The 21,376-nt window shown below is 69.2% G+C and carries 25 protein-coding genes; 15 read left to right on the top strand and 10 right to left on the bottom strand.

Annotation, left to right across the window (positions count from 1 at the left end; translation table 11 throughout):
- Positions 1-7 precede the first annotated feature (7 nt).
- Both ACYVBS_RS01295 and ACYVBS_RS01290 read right to left on the bottom strand, forming a co-directional pair.
- The gene (locus ACYVBS_RS01295; protein ID WP_460821296.1) at positions 8-508 is read right to left on the bottom strand and encodes a methylated-DNA--[protein]-cysteine S-methyltransferase; all 501 of its coding nucleotides are present in this window, start codon (positions 506-508) and stop codon (positions 8-10) included.
- The gene (locus tag ACYVBS_RS01290) at positions 505-2,076 is read right to left on the bottom strand and encodes an AlkA N-terminal domain-containing protein (protein WP_460821295.1); all 1,572 of its coding nucleotides are present in this window, start codon (positions 2,074-2,076) and stop codon (positions 505-507) included. Before ACYVBS_RS01290 ends, ACYVBS_RS01295 begins: the two co-directional genes overlap by 4 nt.
- 115 nt (positions 2,077-2,191) lie before the next feature.
- Between ACYVBS_RS01290 and ACYVBS_RS01285 the strand changes: the two genes are divergently transcribed.
- The gene (locus ACYVBS_RS01285) at positions 2,192-3,592 is read left to right on the top strand and encodes a formimidoylglutamate deiminase (RefSeq protein WP_460821294.1); all 1,401 of its coding nucleotides are present in this window, start codon (positions 2,192-2,194) and stop codon (positions 3,590-3,592) included.
- 84 nt (positions 3,593-3,676) lie between these two features.
- On the opposite strand, the gene ACYVBS_RS01280 is transcribed toward ACYVBS_RS01285, so the two are convergent.
- Positions 3,677-4,957 (bottom strand): alkaline phosphatase family protein, encoded by a 1,281-nt coding sequence (locus tag ACYVBS_RS01280; protein ID WP_460821293.1) that lies wholly within the window; start codon positions 4,955-4,957, stop codon positions 3,677-3,679.
- 198 nt (positions 4,958-5,155) lie between these two features.
- Between ACYVBS_RS01280 and ACYVBS_RS01275 the strand changes: the two genes are divergently transcribed.
- Positions 5,156-5,458: a hypothetical protein gene (locus tag ACYVBS_RS01275; protein ID WP_460821292.1), complete on the top strand. Its 303-nt coding sequence runs from the start codon at positions 5,156-5,158 to the stop codon at positions 5,456-5,458.
- A gap of 6 nt (positions 5,459-5,464) precedes the next feature.
- On the opposite strand, the gene ACYVBS_RS01270 is transcribed toward ACYVBS_RS01275, so the two are convergent.
- Positions 5,465-6,049 carry a TetR/AcrR family transcriptional regulator gene (locus ACYVBS_RS01270; protein ID WP_460821291.1) on the bottom strand — a complete coding sequence of 195 codons (585 nt, stop codon included), beginning with the start codon at positions 6,047-6,049 and terminating at the stop codon, positions 5,465-5,467.
- Between the two features lie 224 nt (positions 6,050-6,273).
- On the opposite strand from ACYVBS_RS01270, the gene hutU reads away from it, so the two are divergent.
- The 3 genes from hutU (at position 6,274) to ACYVBS_RS01255 (ending at position 9,726) form a co-directional block, all read left to right on the top strand.
- Positions 6,274-7,938, top strand: a complete 1,665-nt coding sequence (gene hutU, locus ACYVBS_RS01265) for a urocanate hydratase (RefSeq protein WP_460821290.1) — start codon at positions 6,274-6,276, stop codon at positions 7,936-7,938.
- A gap of 177 nt (positions 7,939-8,115) precedes the next feature.
- Complete coding sequence (locus ACYVBS_RS01260; protein WP_460821289.1) at positions 8,116-8,946, top strand: MOSC domain-containing protein; 831 nt, start codon at positions 8,116-8,118, stop codon at positions 8,944-8,946.
- 102 nt (positions 8,947-9,048) lie between these two features.
- Entirely contained in the window at positions 9,049-9,726 is a 678-nt protein-coding gene (locus ACYVBS_RS01255) for a GNAT family N-acetyltransferase (RefSeq protein ID WP_460821288.1), read from the top strand.
- 75 nt (positions 9,727-9,801) lie between these two features.
- Here the strand turns inward: ACYVBS_RS01255 and ACYVBS_RS01250 are convergent, their stop codons facing one another.
- A complete protein-coding gene (locus ACYVBS_RS01250) occupies positions 9,802-10,224 on the bottom strand; it encodes a CBS domain-containing protein (RefSeq protein ID WP_460821287.1) in 423 nt (140 codons plus the stop codon).
- A 171-nt stretch (positions 10,225-10,395) separates the two neighbouring features.
- Between ACYVBS_RS01250 and ACYVBS_RS01245 the strand changes: the two genes are divergently transcribed.
- Together ACYVBS_RS01245 and ACYVBS_RS01240 are read left to right on the top strand one after the other, a co-directional pair.
- Positions 10,396-11,172: a TrmH family RNA methyltransferase gene (locus ACYVBS_RS01245; RefSeq protein WP_460821285.1), complete on the top strand. Its 777-nt coding sequence runs from the start codon at positions 10,396-10,398 to the stop codon at positions 11,170-11,172.
- A 213-nt stretch (positions 11,173-11,385) separates the two neighbouring features.
- Positions 11,386-12,981, top strand: a complete 1,596-nt coding sequence (locus ACYVBS_RS01240; RefSeq protein ID WP_460821284.1) for a M20/M25/M40 family metallo-hydrolase — start codon at positions 11,386-11,388, stop codon at positions 12,979-12,981.
- A gap of 94 nt (positions 12,982-13,075) precedes the next feature.
- On the opposite strand, the gene ACYVBS_RS01235 is transcribed toward ACYVBS_RS01240, so the two are convergent.
- Entirely contained in the window at positions 13,076-13,294 is a 219-nt protein-coding gene (locus ACYVBS_RS01235; RefSeq protein ID WP_460821282.1) for an RNA-binding S4 domain-containing protein, read from the bottom strand.
- A 78-nt stretch (positions 13,295-13,372) separates the two neighbouring features.
- Positions 13,373-13,663 carry a GIY-YIG nuclease family protein gene (locus ACYVBS_RS01230; protein WP_460821281.1) on the bottom strand — a complete coding sequence of 97 codons (291 nt, stop codon included), beginning with the start codon at positions 13,661-13,663 and terminating at the stop codon, positions 13,373-13,375.
- A gap of 104 nt (positions 13,664-13,767) precedes the next feature.
- On the opposite strand from ACYVBS_RS01230, the gene dbpA reads away from it, so the two are divergent.
- The 5 genes from dbpA (at position 13,768) to ACYVBS_RS01205 (ending at position 16,669) form a co-directional block, all read left to right on the top strand.
- Positions 13,768-15,192, top strand: a complete 1,425-nt coding sequence (gene dbpA / locus ACYVBS_RS01225; RefSeq protein WP_460821280.1) for an ATP-dependent RNA helicase DbpA — start codon at positions 13,768-13,770, stop codon at positions 15,190-15,192.
- A 188-nt stretch (positions 15,193-15,380) separates the two neighbouring features.
- Positions 15,381-15,707, top strand: a complete 327-nt coding sequence (locus ACYVBS_RS01220) for a YkgJ family cysteine cluster protein (RefSeq protein WP_460821278.1) — start codon at positions 15,381-15,383, stop codon at positions 15,705-15,707.
- A 29-nt stretch (positions 15,708-15,736) separates the two neighbouring features.
- Entirely contained in the window at positions 15,737-15,988 is a 252-nt protein-coding gene (locus ACYVBS_RS01215; protein WP_460821277.1) for a hypothetical protein, read from the top strand.
- Positions 15,989-16,031: 43 nt separating this feature from the next.
- Positions 16,032-16,199: a hypothetical protein gene (locus ACYVBS_RS01210; protein ID WP_460821276.1), complete on the top strand. Its 168-nt coding sequence runs from the start codon at positions 16,032-16,034 to the stop codon at positions 16,197-16,199.
- Positions 16,196-16,669 carry a YaiI/YqxD family protein gene (locus ACYVBS_RS01205; protein WP_460821275.1) on the top strand — a complete coding sequence of 158 codons (474 nt, stop codon included), beginning with the start codon at positions 16,196-16,198 and terminating at the stop codon, positions 16,667-16,669. The genes ACYVBS_RS01210 and ACYVBS_RS01205 overlap by 4 nt, the downstream gene beginning before the upstream one ends.
- 38 nt (positions 16,670-16,707) lie before the next feature.
- On the opposite strand, the gene ACYVBS_RS01200 is transcribed toward ACYVBS_RS01205, so the two are convergent.
- Positions 16,708-17,265, bottom strand: a complete 558-nt coding sequence (locus tag ACYVBS_RS01200) for a hypothetical protein (protein ID WP_460821273.1) — start codon at positions 17,263-17,265, stop codon at positions 16,708-16,710.
- A gap of 274 nt (positions 17,266-17,539) precedes the next feature.
- Here ACYVBS_RS01200 and ACYVBS_RS01195 point away from each other — a divergent pair, with 274 nt between their 5' ends.
- Complete coding sequence (locus tag ACYVBS_RS01195; protein WP_460821271.1) at positions 17,540-18,082, top strand: flavin reductase family protein; 543 nt, start codon at positions 17,540-17,542, stop codon at positions 18,080-18,082.
- Between the two features lie 24 nt (positions 18,083-18,106).
- Here ACYVBS_RS01195 and ACYVBS_RS01190 read toward each other — a convergent pair whose 3' ends face one another.
- Together ACYVBS_RS01190 and ACYVBS_RS01185 are read right to left on the bottom strand one after the other, a co-directional pair.
- Entirely contained in the window at positions 18,107-18,784 is a 678-nt protein-coding gene (locus tag ACYVBS_RS01190) for a ChrR family anti-sigma-E factor (RefSeq protein ID WP_460821270.1), read from the bottom strand.
- Positions 18,781-19,356 carry a sigma-70 family RNA polymerase sigma factor gene (locus ACYVBS_RS01185; RefSeq protein ID WP_460821269.1) on the bottom strand — a complete coding sequence of 192 codons (576 nt, stop codon included), beginning with the start codon at positions 19,354-19,356 and terminating at the stop codon, positions 18,781-18,783. The genes ACYVBS_RS01190 and ACYVBS_RS01185 overlap by 4 nt, the downstream gene beginning before the upstream one ends.
- Positions 19,357-19,563: 207 nt before the next feature.
- Here ACYVBS_RS01185 and ACYVBS_RS01180 point away from each other — a divergent pair, with 207 nt between their 5' ends.
- Positions 19,564-20,355, top strand: a complete 792-nt coding sequence (locus ACYVBS_RS01180; RefSeq protein ID WP_460821267.1) for a hypothetical protein — start codon at positions 19,564-19,566, stop codon at positions 20,353-20,355.
- A gap of 67 nt (positions 20,356-20,422) precedes the next feature.
- Entirely contained in the window at positions 20,423-21,376 is a 954-nt protein-coding gene (locus tag ACYVBS_RS01175; protein WP_460821266.1) for an acyl-CoA desaturase, read from the top strand.

Raw genomic sequence — 21,376 nt, 5'->3', positions numbered from 1 at the left:
GGCGACCTCAGGCGGCGAACAGGTCGTCGCGGGGCAATGCGCCTTCCAGTTGCAGCAGGAACCGCTTGGCGGGGAGTCCGCCCCCGAAGCCGGTCAGGCTGCCGTCGGCACCGATCACGCGATGGCAGGGCAGCACGATTGGCAGCGGGTTGCGGCCGTTGGCGGCACCCACGGCGCGCATGGCCGTTGGTTTGCCTACCCGTTGCGCGAGTTGCGCATAGCTGATCGTCTCGCCAAACGGGATGCCGGACAGCGTGCGCCAAACCGCGCATTGGAAGGGGGTGCCGCGCGGTGCGAGCGGCAGGTCGAACGCGCGGCGTCGGCCGGCGAAGTACTCGTCCAGCTGGCGGACGGCGTCGCGCAGCAGCGCGTGGTCGCCCACTTCCCAGTCCGGGCCGCGGGACACGCGGTGCCGTGATTCGTGGAACTCGATGAGATGCAGTCCGTCATCGCTGGCGGCGAGCAGCAGCGGACCCACGGGGCTGTCGACGGTGGTGTAGCGGATCATGGGGTGGCTCCAGGCGTCGCTCGCCGTGCCGTGGCGATGCGGGAAGGGGATTGGCGCGACGGCTTCGCGGCGAATGCCGCCTGCAGGGCCGCGTCGCGCCACAAGTGCATCACGGCGTAGGCGCGCCACGGACGCCACTGTTCGGATACCCGGGCGAGGGCCTTGCCGGTGATGAGGTCGCCGTTGCCGGAGGCCTGCTGGCGCAACACCAGGTCGTCCGTCGGGAAGGCGTCCGGATGGCCCAGTGCGCGCATCGCGACGTACTGGGCCGTCCAGGGACCAATGCCCGGCAGCGCGACCCAGCAGGCGACGAAATCATCCAGCGTGCGCTCGGGGCGGAAGTCGACGCGCCCTTCGAGCAGGGCACGCGCAACCGCACGGACGGTATCGGCGCGTGCGCGTGTCAGGCCGACGCTGGCGAGGTCGGCGTCGACCAGCGCCTCCGGCGTCGGGAACAGGCACTCCAATCCGTCGGCGAGCGGCGTCGGCAACACGTGGCCGAAGCGATGGACAATGCGGGTCGCCAGCGTGCGGGCGGCCGCCATGCTGACCTGTTGGCCCAGGATGGCGCGGACCGCGATCTCGAACCCCTCCCAGCCGCTGGGCAGGCGCAATCCGGGGTGCCGGTCCAGCAGCGGTTTCAGGCGAGGGCTGGCGCCCAGCGCATCGGCGATGGCCCTGGGGTCGGCATCGAGGTCGAACATGCGGCGGATACGGTTGACCGTGTCCAGCAGCGCGCTCGCGGGAATGCCATGCAGTTCCAGCTTCAGCGCATGGTCGCCGCCGGGCCAAGCGCTTACGCGCAGCCAGCCCGGAGCGGTGCCCGTCGCGACCACGCGCGAGTAGCCATGGGCATCCACGCGCTCGACACCCGGCAGTGCCCGGCCGCGCAGGAAGTCGAGCATGGCATTGAAGTCGTACGGGGGCCGGTAGCCGAGTCGCAACGTCAATCCGTCCTCGCCACGCGGGACGGTCCGCTTGCGCAGGTCCCGGGGCGCCATGTGGTAGGCCTCGCGGAACGTGGTGTTGAAACGGCGCAGGCTGCCGAAGCCGGCGGCCATCGCGACGTCGGTGATGCTCAGGTCGGTTTCGGTCAGCAGTTGTTTGGCGAACAGCAGCCGTCGCGTGCCATGTACCCCAACCGGCGGCGCGCCCAATCGCTCCACGAACAGCCGCCTCAGCTGCCGTTCGCCCAGGTTCACACGCTCGGCCAGTGCGGACAGCGGCTGGTCGATCAGCACGCCGTCGTCGATCAGCTTCAGTGCGCGGGCGATGACCGCATCGCCGCGTCGCCAGGCGCCATCGCCCGGCGACAGTTCCGGCCGGCAGCGCAGGCACGGGCGGTAACCGGCGGATTCGGCGGCGGCGGCGCTGACGTAGTAGCTGACGTTTTCTGGCTTCGGGGCAGGCGCCGGGCAAACCGGCCGGCAGTAGATGCCGGTGCTGGACACGGCGGTGAAGAACAGGCCGTCGAAGCGCGCGTCCCGGCTCAAGCGGGCCTGCTCGCAGACCTGTGGCGCGGGCAGGGCGCTGCTGGCGGCAAGGGCAGGGGTGGGGGCGCTGGACATGAAAGCAGGCTAGCACCGGGGGGTGGCGTTGACTCGCCGGATTCGGACATCAATGCCGGCGGGCCGCGCACGCCGGGCGTCGCCAAGCGCGGCCGCAGCGGCGACAATTCGCGCCATGCAGACGATTCCCCAGGCAAAGGTATGGACCGCGGCGGGCTGGAGCGCGCCCCGGGGTTTGGCGACGGGTGCCGATGGGCGCCTGGAATCCCCGCAGCGGGAACGCCCAGCAGGAGACGAGGGCGCGGTGGCCGCGGCGAGCGCGTCGCCGCTGGTCGCCCACGCGACGCCCGCGCGCATCGTGCCCGGCATCGCCAACCTGCACTCGCACGCCTTCCAACGTGCCATGGCCGGCATGGCGGAACGCCAGACGGATCCGGCGGATTCGTTCTGGACCTGGCGCGAGACGATGTACCGCTTCGCCGCGCGCTTCACCCCCGAGCGGCTGCAGGCCGTGGCCTCGCAGCTGTACGCCGAGATGTTGGAGGCCGGCTACACCACGGTCTGCGAATTCCAGTACCTGCACCATGCGCCGGATGGCCGTCCGTATGCGGACCCCGCCGCCATGTCGCGAGCGCTGATCGCGGCCGCGCGCGAAACCGGCATTCGCCTGACCCTACTGCCGGTGCTGTACATGACCGGCGGGTTTGACGGGCGCCCGCTGTCCGAGCGCCAACGCCGCTTCGGTCACGACGTCCAGGCGTACCTGCGACTGCTGGATAGCCTTCGCGCCGATGAAGACGATGCCTTGCGCGTGGGGTGCGCGCTGCATAGCCTGCGTGCGGTCCCGGCCGACGCGATGCGCGACGTGCTGGTCGCGTTGCCACGCGAAAGCCGCATCCACATCCACATCGCCGAGCAGACGGCGGAAGTGGACGAATGCGTGGCCGTGCGCGGTGCGCGCCCGGTGCGCTGGTTGCTGGACAACGCGACGGTGGACACGCGCTGGACGCTGGTCCATGCCACGCACCTCGATGCGGATGAAGTGCAGGGCGTTGCGCGCAGCGGCGCCACGGTTGCCATCTGCACCACCACCGAGGGCAACCTCGGGGACGGGTTGTTTCCGTTGCGCGAATACCTGGATGCCGGCGGCCGCTGGGGCGTGGGCTCGGACTCGCACATCTCGGTGTCACCGGTGGAGGAGCTGCGCTGGCTGGAATACGGTCAGCGGCTGGTGACGCGTCGGCGCAACATTGCCGTCGGCAGCGCGTCAACGAGCGTGGGCGAGACGCTGATGCACGGGGTCATGGCCAGCGCGGCCGATGCCACCGGGCATGCCATCGGCCTGCTGGACGAAAAACGCCATGCGGACCTGCTGGTGCTGGATGCCGACGCCCCGGCGTTTGCCGGCGCGACCGACGCCGACGCCGTGGACCGCTGGTTGTTCAGTGGCAACCGCAACCTGGTGCGGGAAACCTGGGTGGGCGGCCGCCGCGTGGTGGCCGAGGGGCGGCACATCGAGCGCGATGCCATCGAGGCCCGTTACCGCGCCGCGATGGCGGAGCTGCTGGCGGACTGAGCCGCGGCGCGCCGTCGGCGCGTGTGGACGGGCCACGGTACCGACGTGACGGGTATTCACCCGTCGTCGTCCGTCATGGAGCGGTCAATGGGCGGATATGCGTGCCGGCGTGGCCAGCGCGCCGTCCAGCGCGCCCGGTCGGCCATCATGGGGCGCGGCCGGGATGCCGAGCAGGCGGGTGAGGAGCGGGTACACGTCCACGTTCTCCACGGGGGGCAACACACGGCCCTGTGCGAATGCGGGGCCCCGCGCCACGAACACGGCGCGCATCGACGGCAGGGCCGGGTCAAAGCCGTGGGCGCCGCGCAGGCCCATCTGCCGACGGCGCTCGGCGACGACGCGTGGTTGCGCCGCCCAGCCTTCGTCCATCTGGCAGACGATCGACGGCACGCGCGGGTGGCGGCCGTAGCGCCAAGCTGCGGGCAGTGCGTCCTTTCGCCAGCAGGCGTAGTGGTCATGCCGACCCAGCAACTGCTTTTCGGCGGCGTCGCGGCGTCCGGGCAGGGGTTCGAAGCCCACCGATTCGCCCGAGGCCACCACGCGTGCATCGGTCGGCGCCACTATCGCTTCGGTATTCAGTTGGTGCTCGGCAGGGACCGGGGCCATGCCGTGGTCGGAGACCACCACCACGTTCACGCGATCCAGCAGGCCGCGCGCCTGCAGCGTGTCGCTCAGGCGGCCCAGTTGGGTGTCGATGTCACGCAGGGCGGCGAGGGCCTCGGGTGAATCGGGGCCGTGCTCGTGCGCGCTCTTGTCGAGCCGGTCGAAGTACAGCGTGGCCAGGTGCGGGCGCCGGTCCTCGGGCTCGGACAGCCAGCCCAGCACTGTGTCCACGCGGGCCGCGTTGGTGATCGTGGCGTCATAGGGCTGCCATCGCTGTGGACGGATGCCGTGGATGGCGGCCTCGGTGCCGGGCCAGAACATCGTGGCGGTGCGCAGCCCCGCCTTCTCGGCGCCTACCCACACCGGCTCGCCCTGCCACCAGGCGCTGTTGCCCACGGCCTCGCGTCGGGACAGCGCGAAGCCGCCGAGCGCCTCATCCCACATCGTGTTGTGCACGATGCCGTGCCTGTCCGGCCGCAACCCGGTGACCAGCGTGTAGTGGTTGGGGAAGGTGAGCGAGGGGTAGGACGGTGTCATCCACTGCGCGCGAACGCCTTCGGCGGCCCATCGGGCCAGGTTCGGGGCCAGCGCGCGGTCGAGGTAGTCCGCGCGGAACCCATCGATGGACACCAGCAGCACCGGCGTGGCAGCCGGCCGGGGCGCAGCCACCGCCGCCGTCGGTGTGCTGCCGACGGTGGTGCAGGCGGAAATGGAAACGGCGAGGGTGGCCGCGAACGCGGCAGTCAGGAGGCGAAAACGCATGGGGCGATTTTATGCCAGCCGTGTGTTGCAGCCGATGCCGGACATGGGGTGGACTTTGGTCGCAAGGGGCCGCGGGTCGGACGTTGCTGAGGCGGACTTGAACGGCCCCGTGATGGCACATGCCGGTCGCGCCACATGGGCGTATACCTGCCACTGGGCGCCGACGCGGCCGTCGGCCCATACGTGTGAGGTGTCGCCATGAAGCAACTTCTGCTTACTGCCCTGTTGGTCGGCGCGATGCCGGCAGTCTTTGCGCAAACGGGGACGTCCGAACCGGTTACGGCTTCCAATAACGCACGCACCGACGAAGCGAGCGAGCCGCTGTCCGATCGTAACTGCCTGCGCGAGACCGGCTCTCGCATCGTGGCGCGCCAGAGCGCGAAAGGCCAGAAGCGCTGCACCGGGATGCCGGGCCACGCCTATACCCGCGAGGACCTGGATCGCACGGGCCAGATCAACACCGCCGATGCGCTGCGTACCTTGGACGCCTCGGTGTACTGAGTCCGCTCAGGCTTGCAGTCCTGCCAATAGGCGTTGCAGCGACGCGTCATAAAACGCGCGGAAGCTGCGTTCGTCCAGGCTGAAGCGCCCGGCGCGGTACAGCGCCACCAGGCCGTGCGTGTGCGCCCACAGGGTCATGGCGACGTCCCAGGCGTCGTCGCGGCGCAGGGTGCCCGCGTGCATGGCGTTTTCGACCGCGTCGGCCACCACGGTGAGCGTGGGCGAGCGGCGTTCGCGGAAGTCCTCGGGAAAGCGGCGTGCCTGGCCGCGCTGGATGCCGAACGCATAGTCGAACAGGTGCGGATGCGCCAGCGCGAAGTCGAGGTAGATGCGTTGCGTGGCCAGAACCTGCTGCAGCGGGTCGCCACCCCGTGCGCGCGCCTGCCAGTGCCGCGCGATCTCCTCGAAGGAATCGTCGCAGATGCGCCACAGTAGCGCGTCGCGGCTGTCGAAGTGGCGGTAGATGGCCATCGGTGTCACGCCGGCCTTGGCCGCCACCCGGCGCATGCTCACCGCCTCGGCGCCCTCGCTTTCGAACAGGGTGCGGGCGGCGTGCAGCAGGCGGTCGGCGGTGGGGCGTGCGGCGGGCATGGAGGGTGCAGGGGCGTTGGGGTGGGGTCGGGCGTCATGCGGCCGCCGTGGGCGAGGCAGCGGCAAACGGACCCGGAATGTATACAGCGTAAACAATCTGCGGTCTGGGGGTGCGAATTCGGCCTTCGACCTGCTGAAACGGGCCTCGGGCCACCCTGCCGCGCTGTCGCATCGCCGTGCCGGGGGCAATAATTCCCCCATTACCGCTGCCGCAGGAATGGCCCATGTCCACCCGTCGCGATCCGTCCCGCACCATCCGCGCCCCGCGCGGTGCCGAAAAGTCCTGCAAGTCGTGGCTGAGCGAAGCCGCGTACCGCATGATCCAGAACAACCTCGACCCGGACGTGGCGGAGAACCCCGCCGAACTGGTGGTGTACGGCGGCATCGGCCGCGCCGCGCGCGACTGGGAGAGCTTCGACGCCATCCTTAAGTCGCTGCACGAGCTGGAAGACAACGAGACCCTGCTGGTGCAGTCGGGCAAGCCGGTCGGCGTGTTCCCCACTCACCCGGATGCGCCGCGCGTGCTGCTGGCCAACTCCAACCTGGTGCCGCACTGGGCCACGTGGGATCACTTCAACGAGCTCGATAAGAAGGGCCTGATGATGTACGGCCAGATGACGGCCGGCTCGTGGATCTACATCGGCAGCCAGGGCATCGTGCAGGGCACGTATGAAACCTTTGTGGAGATGGGCCGCCAGCATTACGGCGGCGACCTGACCGGCAAGTGGATCCTGACCGCGGGCCTGGGCGGCATGGGCGGCGCGCAGCCGCTGGCCGCGACCATGGCCGGCGCCTGCATGCTGGCCATCGAGTGCCGCCAGAGCAGCATCGACATGCGCCTGCGCACCCGTTACGTGGACGAGCAGGCCACCGACCTGGACGACGCGCTGGCGCGCATCGAGAAGTACACCGCCGCCGGCGAAGCGAAGTCGATCGCGCTGCTGGGCAACGCGGCCGAGATCCTGCCGGAACTGGTGCGCCGTGGTGTGCGTCCGGATGCCGTCACCGATCAGACCAGCGCGCACGACCCGCTGCACGGCTACCTGCCGGCCGGCTGGACGCTGGAGCAGTGGCTGGACAAGCAGAAGACCGAGCCGGAGGAAGTGGTCGAGGCGGCCAAACACTCCATGCGCGTGCACGTGGAGGCGATGCTGCACTTCGAGGACATGGGCGTGCCCACCTTCGACTACGGCAACAACATCCGCCAGATGGCCTTCGACATGGGCTGCAAGGATGCGTTCGACTTCCCGGGCTTCGTGCCGGCGTACGTGCGACCGCTGTTCTGCCGTGGCGTGGGCCCGTTCCGCTGGGTGGCGCTGAGCGGCGACCCGGAAGACATTGCCAAGACCGATGCCAAGGTGAAGGAGCTGATTCCCAACGATCCGCACCTGCACAAGTGGCTGGACATGGCGCGCGAGCGCATCAGCTTCCAGGGCCTGCCGGCGCGCATCTGCTGGGTCGGGCTGGGCGACCGTCATCGCTTGGGGCTGGCGTTCAACGAGATGGTGCGCAATGGCGAATTGAAGGCGCCGGTGGTGATCGGCCGCGACCACCTGGACAGCGGCAGCGTGTCCTCGCCCAACCGGGAGACCGAGGCGATGATGGACGGCTCCGATGCCGTGTCCGACTGGCCGCTGCTCAACGCCATGCTCAATGTGGCCGGCGGCGCGACCTGGGTGTCGCTGCACCATGGCGGCGGCGTGGGCATGGGCTACAGCCAGCACAGCGGCGTCGTCATTGTCTGCGACGGTTCGGAAGAAGCCGACAAGCGCCTCGCCCGCGTGCTGTGGAACGACCCGGGTACCGGCGTGATGCGCCATGCCGATGCGGGCTATGAGATCGCCAAGCAGTGCGCCAAGGAACAGGGGCTGAAGCTGCCGATGCTCTGAGCCCTGCGCCGCTCACGATGCAAACGGCCCGGGATGTCCGGGCCGTTTGCGTTTCCGGGGATCGGCCTTTGCTTTGCGGGCCGGGCGACCGGCGCATTCACTACCGGGCAATATCGGTCGATGGGCCGCACGGTGTGACCTGCCGCGTCCATGAGCGCTTGCCGCGGGCTTGCTAGCATGCGCGCTACTCCTGCACCCGAGAATCGCGTGCCGATGCAGCTGTCAGGCCTTTACATTTACCCGGTCAAATCCACCGCACCATTGGCCGTTGAGCAGGCGGTGGTCGAGCCGCGTGGCCTGCAGCATGACCGTCGCTGGATGGTGGTGGACGAGCAGGGCAAGTTCCTGACCGGCCGGCAGTTGCCGCAGCTGACCCTGGTGCGCGCGACGCCCGACGCCACCGGCCTGGTGTTGGAGGCGCCGGATATGCCGTCGTTGCGCGTGGCCATGGCGCCAATTGGTGGCACCTTGCCGGTCACCGTGTGGAAGAGTGCGGTCGACGCCCATTTGTCGGGTGCCGCGGCCGATGCCTGGCTCAGCACCTACCTGCAGCGACCCGTGCGGTTGGTGTACATGGACGATGACGTGCACCGACCGGTGCAGTCAACCCGCGCACGTCCCGGTGACGAAGTCAGCTTCGCCGACGGCCACCCGCTGATGCTGATCACGCAGGCGGCGTTGGATGCATTGAACGAACGGCTGGCCAAGCCGGTGTCGATGCTGCAGTTCCGGCCCAATCTGGTCGTCGACGGCGCGCCCCCGCATGCCGAGGATGACTGGACCCGCGTGCGCATCGGCAATGTCGTCTTCGACGTGGCCAAGGCCTGCACCCGCTGCGTGTTCATCACCATTGATCCCGCACGCGGCGAGCGCGATCCGGATGGCGAGCCGCTGCGCACGCTCACTCGTTACCGCCGCACCCCGGATGGCGTGACCTTCGGTCAGCACCTGATCCCGCGTTCGGCGGGCGTGGTCCGGGTAGGCGACACGGTCGAGCCACTCGCATAGGCCACTCGGAAAGGAAGACTGCGGCGCTAATGGCAGTCCATTGGCCGTAGGCCGCTCCGAAGCGGCTCCCGCTTGGCTACCCTTGGGAAAAAGGCCACGCCCATGCGCGAAACACTTCTCGACAATCCGTTCTGGTCCTCGCTGCAGACCCGGCACGCGCACGTTGCGCAGCGCGCGGACGGCGTCGCGCGTTTCCCGGCCGAAGTCGCGCCGTTCCTGGGGGTGGCCGAAGGGGGACTCAACGCCGACGAAGCCCTAGGGACGCTGGTGGCCCCGGGCGAAAGCGTCTACCTGCTCGGCGTTACGCCGCAGGTGCCGGAGGGCTGGACACTGGAGCCGTTTGGCCCGTTGGCACAGATGGTGTGCGAGGTGCCGCTGGACGTGGTCGCGGGGCCGCAAATCATTCCGCTCAGTGACGTGCACCGCGCGGACGTGCTGGCGCTGACTGCGCTGGTTTATCCCCACTACTTCCGCGCCCGCACCATGGAGCTGGGGCGGTACTTCGGTATTTACGAAGGCGATCGGTTGGCCGCTATCATCGGAGAGCGGCTGGGCACCGACCAGCATGTCGAGATGAGCGCCATCTGCACGCACCCCGACTTCCTGGGGCGCGGGCTGGCGAGCCGACTTACCGCGTTCCTCACCAATGACACGCTGGCGCGCGGTGCCACGCCGTTCCTGCACGTCAGTCCGGCCAACACCCGGGCGAAGGCGCTGTACGAGCATCTCGGCTACCGGGTGCGCGCCGAGCTTCCGTTCTTTGCGCTGCGCCGTCCCTGACACAGGCAGCGCAGGCCGGGCAGCGCGCCCGACCTGCTCACGACCACGACGTGGGGGCCAAGTGCTCGTGGGGACTCAGTGCTTGGGCTCGGAGACTTCCTTGACCACCTCCACGGTGGCCTCGTCCTTGCCGTGCAGTGCCAGGTCGGCAATCGAGACCATGCCGGCGAGGTGGCCCTTGGCGTCCACCACCGGCACGCGGCGAATCTTCGACGCCTCCATCAGGCAGACGGCATCCTTCAACGGGCTGTCCGAGCGCACGGTCTGCGCCGGGCTGCTCATCGCATCGGCCGCGCAGCCATGCAGCGTGTCGCGGCCGGAGGCCACCATGCGCACGGTGATGTCGCGGTCGGTGATCACGCCCAGCGGCGTGCCGGCATCGTCGACCACCGGAATCTGTCCGCAGTCGTGCTTCACCATCATCTGCGCCACGTCGCGCAGCGGCGTCTTGGGCGTGCAGCAGGCGGGATTGGCGGTCATGACGGATTGAACGTTCATCGTGGGCTCCTTTGGGGGGAAGGGGGGTGGCCACAGCCTCGCGCGGCGGGAGTTGGCAGGGCGTGAAACGGCCGCTTCGGCCGATTGCCGCATTCAGGTCGCCCGCAAAGCGGCTGGCGACGGCGCCGTCACGCGGCGACAATTCCCGCATCCCCTTTCAGGCCGGCGCCCTTGGACATCATCCGTTCCCGACAGAACCCGGTGGTCAAGCATCTGGTCAAGCTGGCGGAGCAGCGCCGCGAGCGTCACGTCTCCCAACAGACGTTGCTGGTGGGCACGCATCTGATCGCGGCGGCGCGCGACGCGGACTGGCCGCTGCAGCGCCTGTTCGTGCGCGAAGGCAGCGAGCATCGCGGCGAAGTCTCGGCGTTGCTGGCGGCGCATTTCGCGCCGGCGACGGTGCTGGCCGCCGAGCTGTTCGATGCGATTGAGCAGTTGCCGAGCACCACGGGCCTGCTGGCGCTGACCGGCATCCCCGAGGCCCCCCCGCTGCGCACCGACGGCTGCTGCCTGCTGCTGGATGGGGTGCAGGACCCGGGTAACGTTGGCTCCATCCTGCGCACCGCCGCGGCCGCGCGCGTGGACCAGGTGTGGCTGGCGCTGGGCGCGGCCGACGCGTGGTCGCCCAAGGTGCTGCGCGCGGCGATGGGTGCGCACTTCGTCGTGCCGGTGATCGAACGTGTGGACCCGCTGCAGGCGTTGGCGGCCTTTGCGGGCCGCGTGGCCATCACCACGTTGGCGCAGGCCACCGACCTCTACGACACCGACCTGCGAGGAGACCTGGTCCTCGCCATGGGCAGCGAAGGCGCAGGCGTGTCCGAGGCGGTGTTCCAGCGTGCCGACGTGCGGCTGCGCATTCCCATGCACCCGGGCGTGGAGTCGCTGAATGTGGGCGCGGCGACCGCGGTGTGCCTGTACGAGCGGGTCCGTCAGCAGCGCTACGCCTGAGCGGCCGCCGCCCCGGCCGGTCAACGGCATCCGGCGTGCGGCGTTCCAATATCCATCGTTCAACAGCGTGCATCGCGCCCAAGCGGCACAGGACGCGGTGAGCGCCGGCCCAAGGCCCCGATTCGGCACGGTGTGGCCCCCAACCATCGACACACGTGACGGTGGGGGTCTGCGCCTAGAATCGACGGGTTAGCCGATCCACAGGGGACCACCGTGAAGCATTGCCTCATTGCCCTGGCCGCGTGCCTGGGGCTGGTCGGCGCCGCGCGCGCCACCGAACCCGTCGACCACGCCATGGTCGGCAAGATCCGGCAGGAAGCCTTCCATCGCTCCCAAGTCATGCAGACCCTGTCGCAGCTCACCGAGGACGTTGGCCCACGCCTGACCAATTCGCCCGGCATGGCCAAGGCCAACGCCTGGGCGCGCGAGCGTCTGTCGGGCTGGGGTCTGGCCAATGTGCACGACGAGGCTTTCGGCCCGTTTGGTCGCGGCTGGGAGTTCCGCAGCGCGAGTGTCGAGGTCCTTGCGCCGCGGCCGTTCCCGCTGCACGCGCTGCCCAAGGCGTGGACGCCGGGCACGGCGGGAACGGTGGAAGGCGAGGCGATCGCGGTGACGCTCAAGACCCGCGACGACCTGGACAAGCACCGCGGCAAGCTGCGCGGCAAGATTGTGTTCCTGGATGCCGCGCGCGAGTACAAGCCCGGCGAAAAGCCCGACAGCGACCGCTATGACGACCACGAGTTGGACGAGCTGCGTGCGTTCACCGTGCCGAAAGACCGCGATCCCGCGAAGCGGGCCAAGGACGCCAAGGAGCGACTGGGCGAGATCGAGCTGGCCGCAGCCACCAACACCTTCCTGGCCGAGGAAGGCGTGCTGGCCACCGTGTCCATCAGCAGCTGGGACAACGGCATCATCCGCTTGGGTGGCGGCGGCTCGCGTAAGGCCGGTGAGCCGGTGGGCGTGCCCGCGCTGACCATGATGGCCGAGCACTACAACGCGGTGATGCGCGCGCTGGAGCGCAAGCAGGTGATGCGCCTGCGGGTGAACGTGGATGCGCGCTTCACCGGCGACACCGACGAGATGGGCCACAGCACCTTCGCCGAGATCCCGGGCCATGGCGCGTTGAAGGACGAGGTGGTGATCATCGGTGCGCACCTGGACTCGTGGCACGCCGGCACCGGCGCGGCCGACAACGGTGCGGGCGTGGCGGTGATGATGGAGGCCATGCGCATCCTCAAGGCGGTGGGCGCCAAGCCGCGCCGCACCATCCGCATCGCGCTGTGGGGCGGCGAGGAACAGGGGCTGCTGGGCTCCAGCGAGTACGTCACCCGCCATTACGGCGGCTGGCCGGAACCCACCGACCCGCAGCAGAAGAAGCTGCCGCTGTCGTTGCGCGAGTCGACCGGCCCGCTGCAGCGCAAGCCGGCGCACGCCAAGCTGAGCGCGTACTTCAATTTCGACAACGGCGGTGGCCGCATCCGTGGCATCTACACCCAGGAGAACACGGCCGTGGCGCCGATCTTCGCCGCGTGGCTGCAACCGCTGAACGACGTGGGCGCCACCACCGTGACCCACCGCAACACGGGCAGCACCGACCACGTGCCGTTCGACCGCATCGGCCTGCCGGGCTTCCAGTTCGTGCAGGATCGGCTGGATTACTTCAGCAACGTCCACCACACCCATCTGGACGTGCTGGACCACGTGGTGCCCGAGGACTTGAAGCAGTCCGCTGCGGTGGTGGCCACGTTTGCCTGGCACGCGGCCACGCGCGAAGAGAAGCTGCCGCGCATGCCGGTACGCGAGCCGTAAGGCGCGCTAGTGGAAACAAGGCCGGTGCCGCACGCACGGTGCCGGCCAATGAGCGGATCGCGCGCCCGCGCGCGATGCGCCATCGCGACGTGCCTCAGTCCGCGATGACGTGGATCTCGATGTCTTCCAGCGTCACCACCTGGCCCGCGTGGATCTTGCAGGTCTTGCGCAGTTCGGTCACGCCGTCCACCTGCACCGCGCCGCTGGCGACGATGGCCTTGCCCGCGCCGCCGCTGTCGCACAGCCCCACCAGCTTGAGCAGCTGATTGAGTTCAACGAAGTCGCGGTCGAGGTGGAAATCGATCTGTTGCATGGGCGCTGGCCGTGGGGACGGCGCTCAGGTTCGCAGCGTGGCCCACGGGGCGCAAGGTCTGCGTAGACCCGGAGGTGCTCAGTCACCGTCGTTGGTGAAACGGGGCAGGTCCGGCGAGGTCGCCCCCTGCGCATACAGCGCCCGTTTGCGCGCCACTGGCAGGCGTTTGACGGCATGCTCCGCACGACTGGCGCTTGCACGGTCGGGGTAGGGGAACGTGGCAAGCACGCGCAGCGGCGGCCGAGCCCGGGTGTAGCGCGCGCCCTTGCCCGCCACGTGCTGGGCGAAACGCCGCTCCACGTCGACGGTGATGCCGGTGTACAGGCTGCCGTCGCGGCATTCGAGGATGTAGAGGTACCAGGCGGACATGGCGCCAGCGTAGCCGAACGCCGTCGGGTGGGCGGGGCCATCGTCCGCCCGGGCGCGATGGGGGGGCACAGCGCAGGCGCGGCCAATAGCTGCGAAAATGGCGCATGACCGACACCGCCCCCGCTGCCGCCGCCGCCCCCGGCCCGGCCGCCACCGATTTCGCCTCCCTCGCGCTCACCCCCGCCCTGCTGCAGGGCGTGGACGCACTGGGCTACACCGCCATGACCCCGGTGCAGGCGCACAGCCTGCCGGCCGTCCTCGACGGCCGCGACGTGCTGGCGCAGGCACCCACCGGCAGCGGCAAGACCGCCGCCTTCGGCCTCGGCCTGCTGCACACCATCGATGCGACCAAGATCCAGACCCAGGCGCTGGTGCTGTGCCCGACACGCGAACTGGCCGACCAAGTGGGCAAGCAGCTGCGCAAGCTGGCCGTGGGCATCCCCAACCTAAAGGTGTCGGTGCTGTGCGGCGGCATGCCGCTGGGCCCGCAACTGGCCTCGCTGGAAACCCACGACCCGCAGGTGGTGGTTGGCACCCCCGGCCGCCTGCAGGAGCTGCTGCGCAAGAAAGCGTTGCACCTGCGCGGCGTGCGCACGCTGGTGCTGGATGAGGCCGATCGCATGCTCGACATGGGCTTCGAGGAGCCCATCAAGGAGATCGTCGGCAAGCTGCCCAAGGAGCGGCAGGGCCTGCTGTTCTCCGCCACGTTCCCCGAGGCGATCCGCGCCATGGCCACCGCGATGCTGCGCGATCCGGTGGAAGTCACCGTGGAAGGCGGCGAGCAGCACACCGCCATCGAGCAGCGCTTCTACGAGGTCGAGCCGGCGAAGAAGACCCCGCTGCTGGCGGCGCTGCTGTTGGAATACCGTCCCGAGTCGTGCGTGGTGTTCTGCAACATGCGCCGCGACACCGAGGAAGTGGTCGGTTCGCTGAGCCACTACGGGTTCACCGCCCTGGCGCTGCATGGCGACATGGATCAGCGCGACCGCGACGAGGTGCTGGTGCGCTTCGCCAACCGCAGTTGCAACGTGCTGGTCGCCAGTGACGTGGCCGCGCGCGGGCTGGACGTGCACGACCTGGCCGCCGTGGTGAACTACGAGCTGCCCACCGACCCGGACGTGTACGTGCACCGCATCGGCCGCACCGGGCGCGCCGGCAAGGCGGGCCTAGCGCTTAGCCTGGTGGCCCCGCGCGAAGTGAACCGCACCGAGCCCATCCAGGCCCGGCAGGGCGGCACGCCGCTGCGCTGGGACAAGGCCACCCCGCTGGCCGGCAAGGCCAAGAGCGCGCCGGTGGCGGCGATGGTCACGCTGCGCATCGACGCCGGCAAGACCGACAAGCTGCGCCCCGGCGACATCGTCGGCGCGTTGACCGGCGACGCCGGGCTGCCGGTCGCGGCGGTGGGCAAAATCGACGTGTTTGCCACCCGTTCATACGTGGCGATTGCCCGCGGACAGGCCGACAAAGCCTTGGCCCGCCTGCGCGAGGGCAAGATCAAGGGGCGCAAGTTCCGCGTCAGCCGGATGTAGGCCCGCCCCCCGGTGTCGGCCGCCAACGCCCCCGTCCTGTAGGATGGGGGGTATCCGTGCGTGCAGCTCCCTGCGTACGGTCGCGCAGCAGGCTTCGCCTCGCTCCCTTTCATGTGTGAACCACCCCTTCGTGGGGTGAGGCCCCCAGGAGCGACCATGCCCCCTGCCTTCCACCGCCTGGCGTCGTCTTGACCGCCCAGCAACCGTCCGACACCCCGCCCCCGGCCGACTGTTCGCGCTGCGATGCCGTTTGCTGTCGCCTGACGGTCGTCCTGCAGCCCGAGGACCACCCGCCGCCCCACCTGACGACGGTGCTTCCCAGTGGCCTGCACGTCATGGCCCACGACGAGGACGGCTGGTGCGTGGCGCTGGACAGTGCCCGCATGAACTGCGGAATTTACGGCAGCCGTCCCTCTGTCTGCCGCCGGTTCGTGATGAATGGCCCGTACTGCCAGGCCGTGCGCCAGGAATACGCCGAACAAGGGCACCGCCATATCCCGCTCGCGCTGAAATGACCCCGGCCAATTCGAAAAGGAACATCTCCATGTCCAGCCCTCGCGGCAAGAGCGGCGCCAGCAACGTCGCGTCGGTATTCACCAAGCCCGTCCACGACAAGACGCTGACGCACGAGCGCCTCGCAGAGGAGGTGGAGGAGTTCCGTAAGGCGGGTGGCCACGTGGAGGTGCTGGGCACCACCCCGTTGCGCCGCAAGGGCGAGACCCCGGTGACGCCCTCGCTGGAGCGCGCGCCCGCGCCGCAGGCCAGCACCCGGTCGGCGCGGACCAAGGCGCGCTGAGCCCCCGATCCAATCCCCTTTCACCGTCGTATCAGGAGCCAACGTGGCTAAACCCAACTACTCGTTTGAAAAGCGCCAGCGCGAGATCGCCAAGAAGAAGCAGCAGGATGAAAAGGCTGCCAAGAAGCGCGCCGCGCGCGAAGAAGCCAAGCCGGTCGATTCCGCCCGGACCGCCGAGCCCGGACGCGATCCCGCCACCGACCAAGCGTGAGCGCTGACGCCGCCGGTTCGCCCCAGATCTGGGTCGACGGCGACGCCTGCCCGGGCGTGATCAAGGAAATCCTGTTTCGGGCCGCGGAGCGTGCGCGGGTCCACGTGACGCTGGTCGCCAACCACTGGTTGCGCTGTCCACCGTCGCGTTACCTTCGCGCCCTGCAGGTGCAGGGCGGCTACGACGAGGCCGATACCGCCATCGTCGAGCGCCTTGGGGCCGGTGACCTGGTCGTCACCCAGGACATTCCGCTGGCGGCTCGGGTGATTGAGAAGGGCGGCGTGGCCGTCAGCCCGCGCGGCGAGCCCTTCACGGCCGACAACATGGCCGAGCGCCTGTCGATGCGCAACTTCATGGAAGAGCTGCGCGGCGCCGGCGTGCAGACTGGCGGCCCAGCCGCCCTGCATGCGCGCGACCGGCAGGCGTTTGCCAACTATCTCGACCGTTGGTTGGCGCAGCGCGGGGCGTAGTCGTTTGCGTTCAGCCGCGCGCGATCTGCGCCTGTGGATCAACTTGCGCTGACGTGCTCTCGCGCTGCCTTGTGGAACAACTGCGCCGACAGCAGCCACATCGCCGCGAAGAAGCCGGTCAGGACCCACACGTGGGTCTGCTCCAGGAAGAACGTGACCACCGCGGCCGCCAGTTGCGCCACGGCGGTCGCTTCCATCGCGCGCGCCAGCCGCAACGGCTGCAGCCGCGACAGCACCGCGCCGAACATCGCCACCAGCAGCACGCCAAAGAAGATCTGGTTGGCGGGATTGTTCTCGTTGCCGATGATGCCGACGGCCAGGTTGATCCACGTCAGCAGAAACCCCGTCACCACCGCCACTCCCGCGCCGACCACATAGGCGTGGCTGCGGGCCACGCGCACCGCCAGCTCGAATGCCAGGCATACGGTGCCCAGCATCACCGCCATCGCCGCGAAGTCGAAGCCGGTCCAGTTGACCTCGGTGGTGAACTGCATGGCGACCAGCGGCAGCACCAGCAAGGCAGCCGCGCCGCCCCAGACCACCCAGCGGATGCGACGCCAGAGCGGGCTGCGGTGGAAGATGAGATCGGTGGTCATGGCGGCGTCCCCGGGTGGATGTGGGGTGAGTCTGCGCCTGGCGTGTGAGGCGAAGAGGGCTGTTCTGTGAAGCGGGGGCGAAGTCACTCTGGCGTAGGCGGCTTTCTAGAGCGCGTGGCGTGACGTCCGATGAATGGCGCGGCAGCTGGTGGCTGCCCCGACCCATTCGCAGTAAGCTGCTTTGCGGCTCGACTGGGTTCTCCTTGCGACGCGGCACCGGTCGACAGCCTCGTTGGTCTCGCCTCGACGGCGCCGCCTCATCGGGATCGCTCTAATGAGATCGTTGCCCTTATCCAAGGCCTTCACTCTCATCGAGCCGGGCCCGGTGGTGCTGGTCACCACGCACGACGGGCTGCGCGCCAACATCATGACGATCTCCTGGACGATGGTGCTGGATTTCACCCCGCGCTTCGCCCTGACCACTGGGGTCTGGAACCATTCCTACAAAGCGCTGCGCAAGACGCGCGAGTGCGTGATCGCGGTGCCCACCATTGACCTGCTCGACACCGTGGTGGGCGTGGGCACCTGCTCGGGCGTCGACACGGAAAAGTTCGAGCTCTTTGGTTTGACAGCAGTGCCCGGCAAGCAGGTCCGCGCGCCGCTGATTGCCGAGTGCCTGGCCAACATCGAGTGCCGGGTCGTGGACATCGTGCGAAAGCACGACATCGTGGTGCTGGAAGGCGTGGCGGCGCACATCGACGCCAAGCGCGAGGAGCGCCGCCTCATTCATGCCGTCGGTGACGGTCACTTCATCGCCGACGGCCGCTCCTACGACCGACGCCGGGCCATGCGGTCGCGGCTGCCGTCGGGCGTCTGAACTACGCCCGGTGGAAACTCGCGCCTAAAGCTTGAACAGCGGCTGCAACTGCCGCGCCATCCAGCCCGAGAACCGCAGCGGCGCATTCAACGCTGATACGCAGATGCAGGCGGTGCCCGGCACGGTCACCGGTTGGTGTTCGATGCTGCTGTCCAGGTCGGCCACGTCGCCGGGGGCGAAGTGGCCCAACGCATCGTGGTACGCGCCCCGCAGGATCTGGGTCAGCTCCGTGCCGCCGTGGCTGTGCACCGGCATGCTGCGCCCGGGGCCGATCTTCAGCAGCAGCAGCGTGCCGCTGCGGGTGCCGGGGGCGCGGATGCAGTGCACGCCCGGGGCCATCCACCGCCACTTCAATGCGCGGTACGAGGTGCCGAAGTACGGGTGCAGCGGTGCAGGCAGGCGGTCCTCTTCCTCGTAGGGTGCGCTGCGTGCAGCCGCGGGGGGCAGGGCAGGGGGTGCGTCATCCAGCTGCCGCAACATCGCGTCGCGCAGTTGTGCATGGCGCTGCTCCGGCACGGGCGAGGGCAGCGGCTGCTGCTGTTCGATCAGGCAGCCACCAATGCGTTCGGCCTCTTGCAGCCGCTCGCGGCAGTGGGCGCAGGTGGCCAGGTGCGTGGCGGCCACCACGGCCATTTCCACGGTTAGGCCGCCCGCCGCATAACTGACCAGCGTGGAGGGGTCGAGGTGGTGGTGCGGGTTCATTGCGCACCTCGCAATTGGCCTTGCAGGCGCAGGAACGCGCGCCGCAGGTGGGACTTCACCGTCCCCAGCGGCATGGCCAGCTCGTCGGCGATTTCCTGGTGGCTCTTGGCCTCGAAGTACGACATCCGCATCAACCGTGCCTGCGTGGCTGGCAACTCGTCGATGCGGCCCTTGAGGTGTTCGTGCTCGGCATAGTCTTCGGCGGTGGTGAACGAACGGTCGGCATCAGGCTCGGCCTCCGCATGCCCTTCCTCCAGCATCTGCGCCCAGTGGGGCTCGCGGCGGATGCGGTCAATGTGGAGGTTGCGGGCGATGCGGAACAGCCACGTCGACACAGCGGCCTGCTGGGGGTCGTACAGGGTGGCGCGCTGCCACAGGCGCAACAGCGACTCCTGCGTGAGCTCCTCGGCCACGGCCTCGGGGTTGCCCAGGCCGCGCAAGTACAGGCACAGGCGCGGCATGAAGTGGTCGTAGATGCGCATGAAGCTGTCGCGGTCGCGCAAGCGCGCCACGGCGACCATTTCGCCGGCCCAATCGTGGGTGTCCTTGGCGGAAGCCGTGGGCGTGGACATGGTCCGTGTTGCCCCGGAGGGGCGGGCGCTCCTGGTGAACCTGACAGGCATGGTAAGCCACGTCTCTGCTGCTGATCGTGATTGACCGTGCATACGCAAGTCCGGGCGGATTGGATGCGCCGGCCGGGCAGGTCCGCGCGCCTTGCCGCTGCATCCGCGGGGGCCTTGGCCCCGTAGAGGGGCGAGTTCTGGCCAGAGGGTCATCCCATGCATCCACCCACCCGCTTGCTTCCCCTGTTCGTGGGCGTGCTCGCCGTGCTGGGCGCCAGTCCCGCCGGGGCCCGTGCCCCGGTCCTCGCGCAGGACGCGCTGGCCCATGCCCGCGACGGCGGTGCGCTGCTGTACCGGGAGTCGCACTGGCTGTACCGCGAGGGCGCTACGGCACGTCGCCTGGTGCTGTACCGGTGCCCGGACGGTCGCCCCTTTGCGCGCAAGACGGTATTGGAGCGTACCGCGCCGCACGCGCCGGACTTCGATTTCGAGGACGCGCGCGATGGCTACCGCGAAGGGGTGCGCAGTACGCCAGGTGGCCGGGTGGTCTATGTCCGCCCGCACGCCCGGGCCCCGCTGCGCGAGCGCCGGGTGGAGATGCCGCCCGGGGCCGTGATCGATGCGGGCTTCGACGCCAGCGTGCGCCAGCACTGGGATCGGTTGCGCGCCGGCCGTGAACTGGCGCAGCCATTCCTGGTGCCCAGCCGGATGGGCTTCGTTCCGGTCCGGGTGCAGCCCGGTCCCAAGGTGCATTGGCGCGGCGTGCAAGCGCAACGCATGACCATGCGCCTGGACCGCTGGTATGGGTTCGCAGCCCCGTCGATGGAGTTGACCTACGCCAGCGAGGACCGGCGGCTGCTGGAGTTTGCCGGCATTGCCACGATCCGCGACGCCTCGGGGCGGCATCAGGACGTGCGCATCGTGTTTCCCCAAGCGCCCGCACCCGCGGATGCCGGCGCGCTGCAACGGGCACTGACCTCCCCACTGGTGGGCCGATGCGGGGGATGAGCGCGGCGCGTGCATCCAATTCGTCCGGGCATGCGTATGCGCCGTGGATGAAATGGAGAAGTGCGCGATGACCGCCCCCGTGATTTCCCCCCAACCGTTGACCACGCGCATGCTGACCACCGTGTCCCGGTGGTTTGACACCCAGGCGCCGGTTGAGGAGGACTCCGAGGGGGGCAATCGCATCGATTGGTTGCGCGCCCTGCCTTTCATTGGCATGCACGTGGCGTGCGTGGCGGTGCTGTGGGTCGGGGTGTCGGCCACAGCGGTGGGCGTGGCGTTGGCGCTGTATGCCGTGCGCATGTTCGCCATCACCGGGTTCTACCACCGCTATTTTTCGCACCGTACGTTCCGCACCTCGCGCGCGGTGCAGTTTGCGTTTGCGCTGATCGGCGCATCCAGCGTGCAGCGCGGGCCGCTGTGGTGGGCGGCGCACCACCGCAACCACCACCGGCACGCCGACACGCCGGGTGACCCACATTCGCCGACGCAGCGTGGCTTCTGGTGGAGCCACGTCGGCTGGTTCCTGACCCGTGAGGGCTTCCGCACCGATTGGGCGCGCATTCCCGACTTGGCCCGTTATCCGGAACTGCGTTGGCTGGACCGCTTCGATACGTTGGTGCCGGTGCTGCTGGCGGCCGTGCTGTACGCCGCCGGAGAACTGTTGCAGCACGTGGCACCACAGCTGGGCACCGACGGCCCGCAGTTGCTGGTGTGGGGTTTCTTCGTTTCCACCGTGGTGCTGTTCCACGTGACGGTCACGATCAACTCGCTGGCGCACCGGTTTGGCCGCCGCCGCTTCGATACCCGTGATGACAGCCGCAACAACGCCTGGCTTGCGCTGCTGACTTTTGGCGAGGGCTGGCACAACAACCACCACTTTTTCCCGGGCACGGCGCGACAGGGCTTTCGCTGGTGGGAGGTGGACATCACCTGGTACGGCCTGCGCCTGCTGGCCGCGCTGGGACTGGTGCACGATCTCAAGCCGATCCCGGCCTGGGTGTTGGCCAAGGCAAGGGGTTGA

This window comes from Lysobacter olei, assembly GCF_054777355.1.
Note: the sequence above shows the minus strand (reverse complement) of the source record. Positions and strands in the feature narration are given on the sequence as shown.